This is a genomic window from Candidatus Brevundimonas colombiensis (assembly GCA_029202665.1).
Lineage (GTDB): Bacteria > Pseudomonadota > Alphaproteobacteria > Caulobacterales > Caulobacteraceae > Brevundimonas > Brevundimonas colombiensis.
Window position 1 is genome coordinate 2,000,687 of sequence record CP119326.1, and the last position, 15,356, is coordinate 2,016,042.

Here is a 15,356-nt window from a genome sequence, read left to right on the forward strand (position 1 = left end):
CGGCGGTTCAGGCGGTCAGCAGGCGCGGCAGTTTGAAGGTCACGGTCTCGCGCGCCCCAGAGTCCTCGGTCACCGTGGCGTCGAACCGGGCGCGGATGGCGTCGACCAGGGCGGCGATCAGCGGTTCGGGCGCCGAGGCGCCGGCGGTGACGCCGACCGTATCGACCCCGTCGAACCAGGCCCAGTCGACCTGAGAGGCGTCGTCCACCAGATAGGCGGCGAGGGCGCCCGCGCGCATCGCCACCTCGACCAGCCGGGCCGAGTTGGACGAGTTCCTGGACCCGACCACCAGCACCAGTTCGCAGCCCTCGCCCAGCGCCTTGACCGCGTCCTGGCGATTGGTGGTGGCGTAGCAGATGTCTTCCTTGTGCGGGTCGGGCAGTTCGGGGAAGCGGCGCTTCAGCACCCTCAATATGCCGGCGGTGTCGTCCACCGAAAGGGTGGTCTGGGTGGCGTAGGCCAGGGGCGCGTCGCCGGGCCGTTCGAATCGCTCGGCGTCTTCCTCGGTCTCGATCAGGGTGATGGCGCCGGGCGGCAACTGACCCATGGTGCCGATCACCTCCGGATGGCCCGCATGGCCGATCAGGACGATGTGGCGGCCCGCGTCATGATGACGCTCGGCCTCGACATGGACCTTGGAGACCAGGGGGCAGGTGGCGTCCAGGAACAACAGCTCGCGCGCACGGGCGCTGGCGGGCACCGACTTGGGCACGCCGTGGGCCGAGAAGACGACCGGCCGGTCGTCGGGGCATTCGTCCAGCTCCTTGACGAAGACGGCGCCCATGGCCTTCAGGCGTTCGACCACATGGCGGTTGTGGACGATCTCGTGGCGCACATAGACCGGGGCGCCGTATTTCTCGATGGCCCGTTCGACGATCTGGATGGCCCGATCCACCCCGGCGCAGAAACCGCGCGGCGTCGCCAGACGGACCGAGATCGGGCGGAGCGGAGCGGCGGGCGGCGGGACGTGGGCGTTCATGGCGCGGAACCTAGTCGTTTCCGCCTCGCATCGCCATGTCGAGGCGGCGCGCATGAGGCGGGATTCTGGCGGTTGCGACAGCGGCGCATCGTCACGGCTTGTCCACAGGCGCGGAAAATCGTGCATTTCCGACGACTTAGCCGGTGATCACGACGCCTTGACCTGATGGCCGCTCACGATTAGTTTCCGCGCCGAATTCAGACCCGTTCGGACCACCATCCGCACGCTGAGCACACAGGTCCTGTCCCCTATGTCGGAATCGCGCGAAGAGGCGATCAAACGCCTCCAAGAGAGCGCATCCGCATTGGAGGCGCGGACCACGGTGGAGAAATCCGCCGAGCTGACCGGCCAGCAGGTGTCGGGTCAGGCCTATAAGATCATCGCCGAGCTTCTCGGCGGCGTCTTCGTGGGTCTGGCGTTCGGTTTCATCGCGGACTGGGTCTTCGGGACCCGCCCGTGGGGTTTGATCGGCGGGGTCCTTCTGGGCTTCGCCTTGTCGATTTACATGGCGCGTCGCACAGCCAACCGGCTGATGGCGCAGGCCAAGGCTTTGGGTACGTCGGCTCCGGCCGAACCCTATGTCGAGGCCGACGAAGACGGGGAACGATAGGGCTTCATGGCCGATCCGATTCATCAGTTTCAGATCCAGCCCATCCGGGGTTTGGATTTCGGCATGGTCGATGTGCCGGTGCTCGGCCCGGTCCATCTGGCGGTGACCAATTCTCACGTGGCCATGACCGTCGCCTTCCTGCTGATCGTGGGCTTCCTGACCGCCGTGACGTCGAACGCCAAGATCGTGCCGGGCCGCCTGCAGGCGGCGGGCGAGGGCGTGTTCGGCCTGATCGACAATCTGGCCGATTCGATCATCGGCCATGACGGCCGCAAATATTTCCCGTTCGTCTTCACCCTGTTCATCCTGATCCTGGGCATGAACATCCTGGGCCTGTTCCTGACCTTCACGGCGACGTCGCAACTGGCGATCACGGCCACCTTCGCCCTGATCACCTTCGGCCTGGTCCTGGTGGTGGGTTTCGCCAAGAACGGCCTAGGCTTCTTCAAGCTGTTCTGGCCGATGGGCGCGCCCCTGCTGCTGCGCCCGGTCGTGGGCCTGATCGAGTTCGTCTCCTTCCTGCTGCGTCCCGTCACCCTGGCGCTGCGTCTGTTCGGCAATATGCTGGGCGGCCACGTCGCGCTGAAGATCTTCGCCGGCTTCGTCGTGTCCCTGGGCCTTCTGGGCCTGGGCGGCGGCATCGGCCTGCTGGCCTTCCCGGTCGCGGCCCTGTCGCTGGGCATGGTCGTCGCCCTGACCGCGCTGGAGTTCCTGGTGGCCTTCCTCCAGGCCTTCGTCTTCGCCGTTCTGGCCTGCATCTATCTCAACGATGTGGTCAACCTGGACCACGCCCACTAAGGGCCGGACCAGTCTTTTCACCCCAACCACCAACGACTTTAATCTAGGAATACAATCATGGACGCTGAAGCCGCAAAATACATCGGCGCCGGCCTTGCCACCCTCGGCATGATCGGTTCGGCTCTGGGCGTGGGCAACATCTTCGGCCAGTTCCTGGCCGGCGCCCTGCGCAACCCGTCGGCCGCCGCCGGCCAAGTCGGCAACCTGTTCGTGGGCGCCGCCCTTGCCGAAGCCCTGGGCATCCTGGCCTTCGTGCTCGGCATCCTGATGATCTTCGGCTGATATCAGTCGATAACGGCGCGCGGGGTTCGCCCGCGCGCCGCTTCATCTGATCCAGCAGCAGACGGTTCATGGCCAGCACCCACACTACAGCCGCAGTGCCCCCTTCGGTAGAAGCGGACCTGCACGCCGAGACGGCGACCGCGGCCGAGCACGGCTCGGGCGGCCTGCCGCAATTCCAGTTCGAACACTGGGCGGGCCAGATCGGCTATCTGCTGATCCTGTTCGTCGTTCTGTATCTGCTGGTTTCCAAGGTCTTCGCGCCTCGCCTTCGCAAGGTGATGGATGAGCGGGCCGACACGATTTCCAACGCCGTCGCCACCGCGCGACAGGTCCAGGCCGAGGCCGCCGGCCAGGCCGCCGAAGCCCAGGCCGAGGTCGCCAAGGCCCGCGCCGACGCCCGCGCCATGGCCGCCGCCGCCAAGGCCCGCGTCGCCGAAGAGGCCAACGCCCGTCAGGCTGCGGAGGAGGCGGTCGTCAACGCCCGCATCGCCGAGGCCGAGGCCGCCATCGGCAGGACGCGCGACGCCGCCATGGGCAATGTCTCCACCATCGCCGCCGACACGACCGCCGCCATGCTCGAGCGGCTGACCGGCAAGGGCGCGACCGCCGCCGAACTGGCCGCCGTCAAGGGAGCCGCCTGATGAACCTGATCTTCGAGCACGGCATCTGGAGCTTCGCCAATGCGGAGATCTGGGTCGGGATCGGCCTGATCCTGTTCTTCGCCATCCTGGTCGCCGCCGGCGTGCCCAAGATCGCCGCCAAGGCGCTGGACGCCAAGGCCGTCAAGATTCAGTCCGACCTGGACGAGGCCGCCCGGCTGCGCGCCGAGGCCGAGGCCCTGCTGGCCCAAATCCGCAAGGAGAAGGCCGAGGCCGAGGCCCAGGCCGCCGACATGCTGGCCCAGGCCGAGGCCGACGCCCGCCGTCTGGAGGCCGAAACCAAGGCCAAGCTGGAAGAGACCCTGGCCCGTCGCCAGACCATGGCCGAGAACCGCATCGCCCAGGCCGAGGCCCAGGCCTCCGCCGAGGTGAAGGCCGCCGCCGCCGATCTGGCCGCCAAGGCTGCGGAGCAGATTCTGGCCGCACGCCTGGCCTCCGGCGCCAAGGACCCGCTGCTGGACGGCGCCATCGCCCAGATCGGCGACCGCCTGAACTGAGGCCGGTGCGTCAAGGAAACAAAGGCCCCCGACGGCGACGTCGGGGGCCTTTTTTCTGCGCGTCCCGGACGGGGTTCAGTGGGCGGGTGCGCCGCCGACGAGGGTTGCGCCCATCCGCTTTTCGCGGCTGACCAGCCGGGCATAGACATTGCCCAGCACGATGCCGAACACCGCATGGGTGACCAGCAGCCAGGCGAAGGTGCCGAAACCCGCGCCCGCGGTGAAGGTGCGATAGTTGCCGAACATGACGATGGCGCCCATCATCAGAATCCAGGCGCCGACCGCGAAGACGATGCCCTTGGTTTCGGGCGTATCGGTCGGCAGTCGGGGACACAGGATCGCGAACAGCGGTCCCAGGATGAACACCCCGCTGATCAGGTGGATCACCCAGCCCATCGTCAGATTGCCGGGCATGCCGATCATCGAGGCGATGACGCCCTGGAACGGATCGAACCAGTTCAGGAACATATTGGGGATTTCGAGCAACGAGGCGGCCGCCGTCGCCGCAACCCCGGCGATCAGACCCTTTTGTACGCGTGACATCATGACCTTAGCGCCTCCCAACGCCTTGAGTGGTTCTCTGATAACGCAGGGTCACGATACGCCTGTCGCCCGGCGGCCGGGTTCACGATGCCGTGGTTAGCGGTTGCAGCAACGCAACCGCGAGACAGCCGTCAACTAGCGGAACAGCTTGCGGAAATAGCGGCGTAGCTGTTTGCGGGCGCGCGACAGCCGACGGCCGGAGCGTTTGACGACCACCTTTTCGGCCCTGAGCGCCTGCTGCCAGAAGACAGGGGCGAACTCCGGCTTCTTCCGCATCAGACGGCGGAAGGGATAGATCCATTTGGGCCGCGCGTACTGGGCGCGGATGAACTGCCGCTTGGCCCAGAACGAGCTTTTCAGGATCAGCACCAGACCGACGGCGATGACGGGAACGCCGCCCGGGCCGGGCAGGGGGGCGATCAGTATGCCCAGCAACACGACCAGCAGGCCGCCGATCATCAGCGCCCAGCGTCGAACCGTCCGCAGCGCGCGGCTGCGGGGCTTGGCGAATGGGGGTAGGACGACGGGCAGGGAGGTCACGAACACGCCAGATGGGAAGCAGCAGTCGGTGTGACAACGATCGCCCCGGTCGCGCGATCCCTCGTCGGGAAAGGAAAGGGCGACCGTGACGACCGCGCCACAGCCTATTCAGGCCGGGACTCGGTGGCGGATCGGTGTCCGTCGAATGAAGCTTTGGTCATGATCCCGCTGGTCCGGGACGTCATTCGGGTGTCGGGCGGGCGCGAGATCCCAGGGACAAGCCCTGGGATGATGAGTGAATATCTACGCCGCCTGGTTGGAGCCTTCCGGCGCCGACCAGCGCAGCACCGGCGAGCGGGCGGCGCGGGTTTCGTCCAGGCGACGCATTGGGGCGTGGAAGGGCGCGCCCTTGAAGCGGTCGACGTCGCCGGCTTTAGCTGCCTGGGCCAGCAGGCGCATGGCCTCGATGAAGCGGTCCAGTTCGGCCTTGGACTCGGTTTCGGTCGGCTCGATCAACATGGCGCCGTGGACGACCAGCGGGAAATACATGGTCATCGGGTGGAAGCCCTCGTCGATCATCGCCTTGGCGAAGTCGAGCGTGGTGATGTCCGTGCCCTTCAGCCATTCGTCGTCGAACAGAGCCTCGTGCATGCAGGGGCCATCGGGGAAGGCCGCGCTCATCAGGTCCGACAGGCGGGCCTTGATGTAGTTGGCGTTCAGCACCGCGTCCTCGGCCACCTGACGCAGGCCGTCAGAGCCGTGGCTCATCATGTAGGACAGGGCACGCACATACATGCCCATCTGGCCCTGGAAGGCGCACAGGCGGCCGAAGGCCTGGACCGCCTCGTCCTCCTCGCGTTCGATCAGGCGATAGCCGTGGTCGTCATGCACGACCCAGGGGGCGGGCGCGAAGGGCGCCAGGGCCTCGGACAGCACCACCGGACCCGCGCCCGGACCACCGCCGCCGTGGGGCGTCGAAAAGGTCTTGTGCAGGTTGATGTGCATGGCGTCGACGCCCAGGTCGCCCGGACGCACCCGGCCGACGATGGCGTTGAAGTTGGCCCCGTCGCAATAGAAATAGGCGCCCGCCGCGTGCGTCAGGCGGCTGATCTCCAGGATGTCGCGCTCGAACAGGCCGCAGGTGTTGGGGTTGGTCACCATGATGGCGGCCACGTCGTCACCCAGCTTGGCGGCCAGATCGGCGACGTCCACGCGGCCGTCCTCGGTCTGGGCCACTTCCACCACCGAATAGCCGACGAAGGCGGCGGTGGCCGGGTTGGTGCCGTGGGCGGAGGTGGGCACCAGAACCTTGCGGCGTTTCTCATGCTGGCCCGAGGCCTCGTGCGCGGCGCGAATGGCCATCAGGCCGCACAGTTCGCCGTGCGCGCCGGCCTTGGGCGACAGGGCCACGGCGGGCATTCCGGTCAGGGTCTTCAGCCAGTGCGCCAGCGTATCCATCAGCTCCAGCGCGCCCTGCACCGTCGAGATCGGTTGCAGCGGGTGGATGTCCGAGAAGCCCGGCAGACGCGCCATCTTCTCGTTCAGACGCGGGTTGTGCTTCATCGTGCACGAGCCCAGCGGATAGATGGCCAGGTCGATGGCGTGGTTCTTCTGCGACAGGCGCACATAGTGGCGCATGGCCTCGGGCTCGGACAGGCCGGGCAGGCCGATCGGGTCCTGGCGAACCAGGTCGCCCAGGTCGGCGCCGTCCGTCTTGGGTTCCGGCAGATCGACGCCGGTCTTGCCCCAGCCTTCGCCCTCGAAGATCAGGGCCTCGTTCTGCAACAGGCCGCGACCGCCGGTCAGGGTGGCGGGCTTTGTGGTCACGGCGTTCGGGGCGGTCGGGCGGCCGACGGTGTTCATGGTGCTCATTGGCTTTCTCCCGCCAGCGTCATCTGTTTGAGGGCCGACATCCGCCCCTCGCACTGTGAGTTTCGTTCAGTCTGATGGTCGTCGGCTTCTGCAGTCGAAGCGCGTTCGGCTTGAGCTGATGCGAAACTCGGTGGCGAAATGTGGCCCGAGTAAACATCAGCAATCGCTTGCGCGAGGTGCTCGTTCTCCGCCACAGCATTCAGGCAAACATGCTCAAGCGGTTGAAGCTGGGTACGAACATCTCGGCAGATTTCCGAAATACGCTTCGCTTGCTGCGCGGCCTTCTCGTTGGGACTTTCACGACCTGCGGCAATGCTCAACACAAACAGGCCAGCGCTTTCTGACAGGCAGGTTTGAGCCAGCTGATCCGCGGGAAGTGCGGGCTGTTCAGCCTCATCGAGTCCGCCGCCAATGATCGCAAGCCCAGTTGAAAGGACAGCTAGGATCATGCCGCCAGCACCTTCGACAGCGACTTGGCGAGGATCTGGATGTCCGCATCCAGCGTCGTCTCGGTCGCGGCGACCAGCAGGACGTCGTCCATGCCGGCGTCGGGCGCGAGGCGGCTGTAGGGCACGCCCGCCAGGATGTGATGATCGGCCAGAGTCTGCACCACTTCGGCGGCGCTCTTGCCCTGGGGCAGGCGGACGGCGAACTCGTTGAAGAAGCGCGGCGTCAGGACCTCTACGCCCGGAATGGCGGCCAGGGCGTCGCGCGCGGCCACGGCCTTTTCGTGGTTCAGCAGGGCCAGTTTACGCAGGCCCGTCTCGCCCAGCAGGCTCATGTGGATGGTGAAGGCCAGGGTGCAGAGGCCCGAGTTGGTGCAGATGTTCGACGTCGCCTTGTCGCGGCGGATATGCTGCTCGCGCGTCGACAGGGTCAGGACGAAGCCGCGTTCGCCGTCGGCGTCCACCGTCTCGCCGGTCAGGCGGCCGGGCATCTGGCGGATCAGCTTCTCGCGCGTGGCGAACAGGCCGACATAGGGACCGCCGAAGTTCAGGGCGTTGCCGATGGACTGGCCCTCGGCCGCGACGATGTCGGCGCCCATTTCGCCGGGCGATTTCAGCAGGCCCATCGACACCGCCTCCGTCACCACGACGATCAGCAGGGCGCCCGCGGCGTGGGCGGCCTCGGCGATCCGGGTCACGTCGGTCGCCGTGCCGAAGACGTTGGGGGTCTGGACGACGACGCAGGCCGTGTCAGGCCCGATCTGGTCGATGACGGCGGCCTCGGCGTCGAAGGCTGGGGTCAGCACCTGGGTCTCCACGCCGACGGCGTGAACCACGGTCTCGGTCGCCTTGACGTAGTGGGGGTGAACGCCGCCCGAGATCACCGCCTTGTTGCGGCGGGTGACGCGCGTGGCCATCAGCACGCCCTCGGCCATGGCGGTCGAACCGTCATAGAGGCTGGCGTTGGCGACCGGCATCCCGGTCAGGTTCGCGACCTGGGTCTGGAACTCGTACAGATACTGCAGGGTCCCTTGCGCGATTTCCGGCTGATAGGGGGTGTAGCTGGTCAGGAATTCCGAGCGCTGGATCACGTGATCCACCGTCGCCGGGACGTGGTGCCTATAAGCTCCCGCGCCGCAGAAGAAGGGCACGGCGCCGGCCGTGGCGTTCTTGGCGGCCATGGCGGACAGGGCGCGCTCGACCTCCAGTTCGCCCGCCACGCGGGGCAGATCGACGGGACCGGCCAGACGCGCGCTCTCGGGCACGTCCACGAACAGATCGTCGATGGATTTCGCGCCGATGGCGGCGAGCATCGCCGTGCGGTCGTCGGGCGTCAGGGGGAGGTAACGCATGTTCTAATCCGCTCATCCCCGCGAAAGCGGGGACCTAGTGCTTTGGGCGACCGATGTGGCCGGAGGAGTTTTCCGCTCGTCCCAGCCCCGTTCTCGCGAAAGAACTGGGTCCCCGCCTTCGCGGGGATGAGCGGAAGGAGAAATCAGAGCGTGGCCAGGAAGGCGTCGTAGGCGGCCTGGTCCATCAGGGCGTCCAGTTCGGCGGCGTCCGAGACCTTGATCTTGGCGAACCAGCCGCCGGCTTCGGCGGCGGAGTTGACGGTTTCCGGGGCGGTGGACAGGGCGTCATTGGCCTCGATCACCTCGCCCGAAACGGGGGCATAGACGTCGGACGCGGCCTTGACGCTCTCGACCACGGCGAAGCTGTCGCCCTTGGAGACGGTCTTGCCGACCTCGGGCACTTCGACGAACACCACGTCGCCCAGGGCGTCGGCGGCGTGTTTGGAGATGCCGACGGTGGCGATGTCGCCGTCCAGGCTGACCCACTCGTGATCCTTGGTGAACTTCATCTGTCTTCTCCATCTTCCACCCCGTCATTCTCGGGCTTGACCCGAGGATCGTAAGGCGGATCGTTCTCTGCGTTGATCCCGACGCAATGCGGCGGATAATCCGGCCCTTGGTCCTCGGACTTGATCCGGGGGCCGAGGGTGACGGGGTGAATGTTACGCCTTCGGCTTGCGGTAATAGCGTTGCGCCACGAAGGGCATGGCCACGACCTCGGCGGCGGCGGACTTGCCGCGCACGATGACCTTCAGCTCTGTGCCCAGCGCCGCGAAGGCGGGCGGGACGAAGCCCATGGCGATGTTCTTGCCCAGGCTGGGCGAGGGGCCGCCCGAGGTGACCTTGCCGATCACATTGCCGTCGGCGTCGGCGATCTCGGCGCCTTCGCGGGCCGGGGCGCCTTCCTTGACGATCAGGCCGACGCGGACGCGCGTGGGACCATCGGCCAGTTCCTTCAGGATACGCTCGGCGCCGTTGAAGTCGGCGCGTTCCTTCCTCGACTTGGACAGGGCGAAGGTCAGGGCGCCTTCGACCGGGCTGGTGGACGCATCGATGTCGTGGCCGTGCAGCGGCAGACCGGCTTCCAGGCGAAGGCTGTCGCGGGCGCCCAGGCCGATCGGCTTGACGCGGGCGTCTTCCAGCAGGCTGTTCCAGATGCGCTCGGCCTGGTCCGCCGGGACCGAAATCTCATAGCCGTCCTCGCCGGTATAGCCCGAGCGCGACACATAGCAGTCGGCGCCGAACAGCATCAGGCGGGCGGTCTCCATGAAGCCCATCTCGGCCAGAACCGGCTCGTGCGCGGCCATGACCTCGGCGGCCTCCGGGCCTTGAATGGCGATCAGGGCGCGGTCCAGCACCGTCAGCTTGGCGTCGCCTTGCAGATTGGCGGTCCAGAAGGCGAAATCCTCGTCCTTGTTGCCCGCATTGACCACGACGAACAGGCCGTCGTGGTCGGGACGCCCCGCCATCAGGTCGTCGATGACGCCGCCGTCGGTGTTAAGCAGCAGGCTGTATTTCTGCTTGCCCGCCTTCAGGATCTCATAGTCGCCGGGCACGAAGCGTTCGAACTGGGCCGTGGCGTCCGCGCCGGTGATCTTGCACTGGCCCATGTGGGACACGTCGAACAGGCCGGCGTGCTCGCGGGTCCAGCGGTGTTCGGCCAGAACGCCTTCGTACTGGACCGGCATGTCATAGCCGCCGAAGCCGACCATGCGGGCGCCCAGCGCACGGTGGGCGGCGTTCAGGGGCGTGGTTTTCAGAACTTGGTCGGTCATGGTCCAGACTTTCGCGGTCGCGTGTTGTGGCGGAGCTTCGCCGCCGTCCTCGCGCCCCCGCTGTCCTGAAGCCTGAGAGATTCCGGCGTTTCCGCCTTGCTCCGTCGGCGCGCCCGTGAAGGGCGGCTTTCCAGCGTCCGTATGCTGTCGCGGTCCGTTTGCCTGAGCGTTTCCGGGGCGGTTGCGCCTTCGGCGTCGAAGCCGGTCGCCCGTCCCCGAACTCTCCCGCGAGAGCGATCGACCTAAGGCATCGACTCCCATGCCAAGTCAAGCGTCGGCGGAACAAGGTCGGCTGGCGTGGGTTGTCCCCCCGATCCCCCGCTTGAACCCCAGGAAAACGAAAATGTCGATTATAGACAAGCTGTTCGGCGACAACGACACGCCGCGCGACACCCCCGCCAAGGCCGACGGCCCCATGCAGAAGGTGCTGGATGAACTGGCCTCTCTGGGCGGCAAACCCATCGAGACCCTGTCGCCGGCCGAGGCGCGCCAGCAGCCGACGCCCACCGACGCGGTCCATGCCCTGCTGCGCAAGGCGGGCAAGGAGCCCAAGGCCGACGATCTGGGCGTCAAGACGACGGACATCACCATCCCCGGCGCCGACGGTCCGATCCAGGCCCGCATCTACAGGCCGCACGACCATTCCGAGGACAAGCTGCACCCGGTCGTCGTCTATTTCCACGGCGGCGGTTTCGTGATCGCCGATCTGGACGTCTACGACGGCGGGCCGCGCGGCGTGTCCAAGATGGCCGACGCCATCGTGGTGTCTGTCCATTATCGCCAGGCGCCGGAACATCATTTCCCCGCCGCCCATGACGACGCCCTGGCCGCCTATCGCTGGGTGCTGGACAACGCCCAGAGCTTCAACGGCGATCCGCAGAAGGTGGCCGTGATGGGCGAGAGCGCGGGCGGCAACCTGGCCATCGGCGTGTCGATGATGGCGCGCGACGCTGGGCTTCGTCTGCCGATGCATCAGGTGCTGGTCTATCCGGTCGCGGGCGTGGATATGGAAAATGAATCCTACGTCGAGAACGCCGACGCCAAGCCGCTGAACAAGCCGATGATGAAGTGGTTCGTGAAGCACATCTTCGAAAACGAAGCCGACGCCCATGACCCGCGCATCAACATCGTGGAAAACGCCGACCTTTCCGGCCTGCCGTCCTCGACGGTGATCTGTGCCGAAATCGACCCGCTGCGTTCGGAGGGCGAGCTTCTGGCCGAGAAGCTGGAGCAAGCGGGCGTGGATGTGCGCCACAAGACGTTCCACGGTTCGACGCACGAGTTCTTCGGCATGGCCATGGTCGTGCCCGACGCCATGGCGGCCCAGACCTTCGCCGCCCACGAACTGAAGCGCGCCTTCGGCACGGCCATCCTGCCGATCTGATCCTGCGCCACCACACCCGTCATCCTCGGGCTTGTCCCGAGGATGCATAGGCCCGCTGTTGGGCCTGGGATGGCGGCGGCAGGGCTGAGAGAGGGTTTTTCTTGCGGCGGCGCCTGTCGCCCGCCAAGAACGGGCGACGCCACAGCCGCACCGGACCGACCGCATGACCCGCACCCCCCTCGACGCCCATATCGCCGCCCTGGACATCCCGGACGGCCTGAAGTCGGTCTTGACCATCGTGGGCCGGACCTGCGCCGAGATCAGCGAGGTGGTGGCGGGCGGCGCCCTGGCCGGGGCGCTGGGCGCGTCCGGCCAGATCAATGTGCAGGACGAGGAACAGAAGAAGCTGGACGTCATGACCGACGACATGCTGACCCAGGCGCTGCTGGCCTGTCCCGCCATCGCCGGGGTCGCCTCGGAAGAGAAGGACGAGGCCGAGATCGCGACCAATCCGGCGGGCGAATATCTGGCCCTGTTCGACCCGCTGGACGGATCGTCCAACATCGACATCAACGCTCCGGTGGGCACCATCGTCTCGGTGTTGAAGTCGCCGTCCGCCGCGCCGACACAGGGCGACTTCCTGCAAACGGGCCGCCATCAGGCCGCCGCCCTCTATGCCGTCTATGGGCCGCAGACCATGCTGGTCCTGACCACGGGCGACGGCGTGAAGGGCTTCACCCTGGCGGGTGACGGCCAATGGTTCCTGACCCACGACGCCATCGCCATTTCGCCGGACACGAAGGAATTCGCGATCAATGTCTCGAACCAGCGTCACTGGGCCGAGCCGGTGCAGCGTTATGTGCAGGCCCTGCTGCAGGGCGAGGAAGGTCCGCGCGGCAAGAACTTCAACATGCGCTGGGTCGCGGCCATGGTCGCCGATGTCCACCGTATCCTGATGCGCGGCGGCGTCTTTTTCTATCCGTGGGACAAGCGCGAGCCGAACAAGCCCGGCAAGCTGCGCCTGATGTACGAGGGCAATCCGATGGCCTTCCTGATCGAACAGGCGGGCGGCAAGGCCACCACCGACGGCGTCCAGCCCATCCTCGACGTCCAGCCGACCCAACTGCACCAGCGTATTCCGGTCGCCCTGGGTTCGGCCAACGAGATCGACGCCTTCGCGGGCGCCTGATCTGGAGTCTGAGCCATGATCATCAGTCCCGCCGACGCCCTTCTGGTCATCGACCCGCAGAACGACTTCTGCGAGGGCGGGGCGCTGGCGGTTCAGGGCGGGGCGGGGATCATGCCCCTGATCAACCGGCTGGCCGAACGGTTCGGTCGGGTCGTCGTGACCCAGGACTGGCACACGCCGGACCAGATTTCCTTCGCCTCCAACCACCCCGGCGCGGCCCCCTTCACCGAGATCGAGGTCGCCTACGGCCGCCAGATGCTGTGGCCCGATCACTGTCTCCAGGGTTCAGTCGGCGCGGATTTCCACCCGGAGGTGAAGCCGACCCTCGACCGCGCCGTCGCCGTCATCCGCAAGGGCTATAATCCGGCGGTCGATTCCTATTCCGGCTTCTTCGAGAACGACCACCGGACGCCGACGGGCCTGGCGGGCCTGCTGCGCGATCTGGGCGTGAAACGGGTGTTCCTGGCGGGCCTGGCCCTGGATTACTGCGTCCGCTTCACCGCCGAGGACGCGGTGCGCGAAGGGTTCGAGGCGGTCGTCATCGCCGACGCCAGCCGCGCCATCGCCCCGCAAACCGAAACCGCCGCGCTGGACAGTTTCCGCGCGCTGGGCGTCACCGAGATTAAGGCCGACAGGCTTATCTGATCCTTCCCTTCGTCATTCCGGGCGAAGCGTAGCGAAGACCCGGAACCCAGCGGCGCGCGAGAGCGCGAACCTGTCGCGGAATCTGATGTTTCAGGGGCGTGCGGCGGACGCATTTCGCCTTCGGCGCCGCTGGGTTCCGGGTCTTCGGGCCAAGCGGCCCTTCGCCCGGAATGACGAAAAGGGGAGGGGTCAGCGCTGCGCGTAGGCCTCGACCTCGGCGATCCGCGCGGCCTTGTCGGCGTCGTTCAGGAACGACCCCTCGAAACTGTTCTTCGCCAGTTGCGTCACCTGGTCGCGCGTCAGGCCGACCGCGTCCGCCAACTGGCTGTAGTTGGCGTTCACATAGCCGCCGAAATAGGACGGGTCGTCAGAGTTCAGGGTGACGTGCAGGCCCCGGCGCAGCATCTCGGGGATCGGGTGGTCCTTCAGATCATCGACCACGCGCAGTTTCAGGTTCGACAGCGGACAGACGGTCAGGGTCATCCGTTCGGCCGCCAGACGTTCGATCAGGGCCTTGTCCTCCATCGAACGGTTGCCGTGGTCCATCCGGTCGATGTGCAGCAGGTCCAGCGCCTCATGCACATAGGCGGGCGGGCCTTCCTCGCCCGCGTGGGCGCACAGTTTCAGGCCCAGCTCACGCGCGGCGGCGAAGACGCGCTGGAATTTCGACGGCGGATGGCCGACCTCCGACGAATCCAGCCCCACGCCGATGAAATGATGCAGATAGGGCTTGGCCATTTCCAGCGTGGCGAAGGCCTCGTCTTCGGTCAGGTGGCGCAGGAAGCTGAGGATCAGGCCGCTGGTCACGCCCAGCTCCACCCTGGCCCGGTCCATGCCCGCGATCAGCCCCTCGACCACCACGCCGAACGACACGCCGCGATCCGTGTGGGTCTGAGGGTCGAAGAAGATTTCGGCGTGGCGGACGTTGTCGGCGGCGGCCCTCTGGAAATAGGCGAAGGCCAGATCCTCGAAATCCCGGCGCGTCAGCAGGACGGCGGCGCCCGCGTAATAGATGTCCAGAAAGTCCTGCAGGTTCGAGAAATCATAGGCCGCCCGCACCGCCTCGACGCTGTCGTAGGGAATGGAGACGCCGTTGCGCCGGGCCAGTTCGAACATCAGTTCCGGCTCCAGACTGCCCTCGATATGCAGGTGCAGCTCGGCCTTGGGCAGGCCGGCGATATAGGCGTGAAGGTCCGTGTCGAGTTCGCCGGTCATAGGCCGTTCTCCTGCGCATAGTCGTCCAGGCTCATGACTTCGATGTTCGTCGCGTCCGATGCCCGCACCTTGCCGATCAGCTTCTTGTCCGCCGTCAGAAACGGGACACCCAACTGTTCGGCGTGGGCGACGTAGAAGCAGTCATAGGCCGGATGTTCCAAGGCGATCGCCAACTGCACCGCCCTTTCGATCAGCCTGCGACCAGGTTCCACATAGAGGTTCATCGTCTCGATCAACTCCACCGCCTGCATCGCTTGATGGCTGGTGATGTCGCCCATCCGGCAGCGCTTCCAGATGATGTTGGCGCATTCCGACAGGATCAGATCGGGCGCCGACCAAGGTTGGGCCCGAAAGGCGGCGACGGCGATGGGGCTGTCGGGCTCATGCAAGGCGACCTTGATCGCAACGCTGGCGTCCACGACGATCAACGATAATCCCGATCTTCGCGGATCAGGATTTCGGAGGGCGTGCTGAGCTTGCCCTCGGTGGCGTCACGAAGGGCGGCGGCGCGGCGTTCCCATTCGGCGTCGATACGAGGCGTCAAAGCCTTGCGGAGAATCTCGCGATGTTCCGCCTCTGCCGAGCGATTGTTCTCGTGGGCGCGCTTTTTCAGAGCGATGGCGATGTCGTCGTCGATATTTCGGACGTGAAGGCTGACAGGCATGTTCGCGTTCCTCGTGCTAGCACATA

Annotated in this window: 19 protein-coding genes and 1 riboswitch; of the genes, 8 read left to right on the forward strand and 11 right to left on the reverse strand. The window is 66.4% G+C overall.

All coding sequences use genetic code 11. The features are described 5' to 3' along the window. Positions 1–7 precede the first annotated feature (7 nt). Positions 8–979, reverse strand: a complete 972-nt coding sequence (gene ispH / locus P0Y50_09600; protein WEK38804.1) for a 4-hydroxy-3-methylbut-2-enyl diphosphate reductase — start codon at positions 977–979, stop codon at positions 8–10. Positions 980–1,229: 250 nt separating this feature from the next. Here ispH and P0Y50_09605 point away from each other — a divergent pair, with 250 nt between their 5' ends. The 5 genes from P0Y50_09605 (at position 1,230) to P0Y50_09625 (ending at position 3,825) form a co-directional block, all read left to right on the forward strand. Beyond that, positions 1,230–1,589: an AtpZ/AtpI family protein gene (locus P0Y50_09605; protein WEK38805.1), complete on the forward strand. Its 360-nt coding sequence runs from the start codon at positions 1,230–1,232 to the stop codon at positions 1,587–1,589. 6 nt (positions 1,590–1,595) lie between these two features. After that, a complete protein-coding gene (locus P0Y50_09610; protein WEK38806.1) occupies positions 1,596–2,387 on the forward strand; it encodes a F0F1 ATP synthase subunit A in 792 nt (263 codons plus the stop codon). 57 nt (positions 2,388–2,444) lie between these two features. Then, positions 2,445–2,669: a F0F1 ATP synthase subunit C gene (locus tag P0Y50_09615; protein ID WEK38807.1), complete on the forward strand. Its 225-nt coding sequence runs from the start codon at positions 2,445–2,447 to the stop codon at positions 2,667–2,669. Between the two features lie 68 nt (positions 2,670–2,737). Next, a complete protein-coding gene (locus tag P0Y50_09620; protein ID WEK38808.1) occupies positions 2,738–3,310 on the forward strand; it encodes a hypothetical protein in 573 nt (190 codons plus the stop codon). Continuing rightward, a complete protein-coding gene (locus P0Y50_09625) occupies positions 3,310–3,825 on the forward strand; it encodes a F0F1 ATP synthase subunit B (protein ID WEK38809.1) in 516 nt (171 codons plus the stop codon). Before P0Y50_09620 ends, P0Y50_09625 begins: the two co-directional genes overlap by 1 nt. Positions 3,826–3,900: 75 nt before the next feature. On the opposite strand, the gene P0Y50_09630 is transcribed toward P0Y50_09625, so the two are convergent. The 7 genes from P0Y50_09630 to gcvT form a co-directional block, all read right to left on the reverse strand. Then, on the reverse strand, positions 3,901–4,371 hold the full coding sequence (locus tag P0Y50_09630) for a hypothetical protein (GenBank protein WEK38810.1): 471 nt from the start codon (positions 4,369–4,371) through the stop codon (positions 3,901–3,903). A gap of 132 nt (positions 4,372–4,503) precedes the next feature. Continuing rightward, positions 4,504–4,908, reverse strand: coding sequence for a PGPGW domain-containing protein (locus P0Y50_09635; GenBank protein ID WEK38811.1), 405 nt, complete (start codon positions 4,906–4,908; stop codon positions 4,504–4,506). 243 nt (positions 4,909–5,151) lie between these two features. Continuing rightward, positions 5,152–6,711, reverse strand: coding sequence for an aminomethyl-transferring glycine dehydrogenase subunit GcvPB (gene gcvPB, locus P0Y50_09640; GenBank protein WEK41559.1), 1,560 nt, complete (start codon positions 6,709–6,711; stop codon positions 5,152–5,154). Between the two features lie 5 nt (positions 6,712–6,716). Next, positions 6,717–7,169, reverse strand: a complete 453-nt coding sequence (locus P0Y50_09645; GenBank protein ID WEK38812.1) for a hypothetical protein — start codon at positions 7,167–7,169, stop codon at positions 6,717–6,719. Then, complete coding sequence (gcvPA, locus tag P0Y50_09650) at positions 7,166–8,518, reverse strand: aminomethyl-transferring glycine dehydrogenase subunit GcvPA (GenBank protein WEK38813.1); 1,353 nt, start codon at positions 8,516–8,518, stop codon at positions 7,166–7,168. Before gcvPA ends, P0Y50_09645 begins: the two co-directional genes overlap by 4 nt. A gap of 143 nt (positions 8,519–8,661) precedes the next feature. Further along, positions 8,662–9,027, reverse strand: coding sequence for a glycine cleavage system protein GcvH (gene gcvH / locus P0Y50_09655; GenBank protein ID WEK38814.1), 366 nt, complete (start codon positions 9,025–9,027; stop codon positions 8,662–8,664). Positions 9,028–9,180: 153 nt separating this feature from the next. Then, entirely contained in the window at positions 9,181–10,293 is a 1,113-nt protein-coding gene (gcvT, locus tag P0Y50_09660) for a glycine cleavage system aminomethyltransferase GcvT (protein WEK38815.1), read from the reverse strand. 140 nt (positions 10,294–10,433) lie between these two features. Further along, a riboswitch (glycine riboswitch) is annotated at positions 10,434–10,531 on the reverse strand. Between the two features lie 105 nt (positions 10,532–10,636). Here gcvT and P0Y50_09665 point away from each other — a divergent pair. The 3 genes from P0Y50_09665 to pncA all read left to right on the forward strand — a co-directional run bounded on the left by P0Y50_09665 (position 10,637) and on the right by pncA (position 13,451). Beyond that, positions 10,637–11,677, forward strand: a complete 1,041-nt coding sequence (locus P0Y50_09665; GenBank protein ID WEK38816.1) for an alpha/beta hydrolase — start codon at positions 10,637–10,639, stop codon at positions 11,675–11,677. A 163-nt stretch (positions 11,678–11,840) separates the two neighbouring features. Next, a complete protein-coding gene (locus tag P0Y50_09670; GenBank protein WEK38817.1) occupies positions 11,841–12,806 on the forward strand; it encodes a class 1 fructose-bisphosphatase in 966 nt (321 codons plus the stop codon). A gap of 15 nt (positions 12,807–12,821) precedes the next feature. Further along, positions 12,822–13,451, forward strand: coding sequence for a bifunctional nicotinamidase/pyrazinamidase (gene pncA / locus P0Y50_09675; protein ID WEK38818.1), 630 nt, complete (start codon positions 12,822–12,824; stop codon positions 13,449–13,451). A gap of 189 nt (positions 13,452–13,640) precedes the next feature. Here pncA and P0Y50_09680 read toward each other — a convergent pair whose 3' ends face one another. The 3 genes from P0Y50_09680 to P0Y50_09690 are packed head-to-tail and all read right to left on the reverse strand — an operon-like array spanning position 13,641 to position 15,330. Next, a complete protein-coding gene (locus P0Y50_09680; protein ID WEK38819.1) occupies positions 13,641–14,666 on the reverse strand; it encodes an adenosine deaminase in 1,026 nt (341 codons plus the stop codon). Continuing rightward, positions 14,663–15,085, reverse strand: a complete 423-nt coding sequence (locus P0Y50_09685; GenBank protein WEK41560.1) for a type II toxin-antitoxin system VapC family toxin — start codon at positions 15,083–15,085, stop codon at positions 14,663–14,665. Before P0Y50_09685 ends, P0Y50_09680 begins: the two co-directional genes overlap by 4 nt. Positions 15,086–15,090: 5 nt before the next feature. After that, positions 15,091–15,330 (reverse strand): hypothetical protein, encoded by a 240-nt coding sequence (locus tag P0Y50_09690; protein WEK38820.1) that lies wholly within the window; start codon positions 15,328–15,330, stop codon positions 15,091–15,093. Positions 15,331–15,356 lie beyond the last annotated feature (26 nt).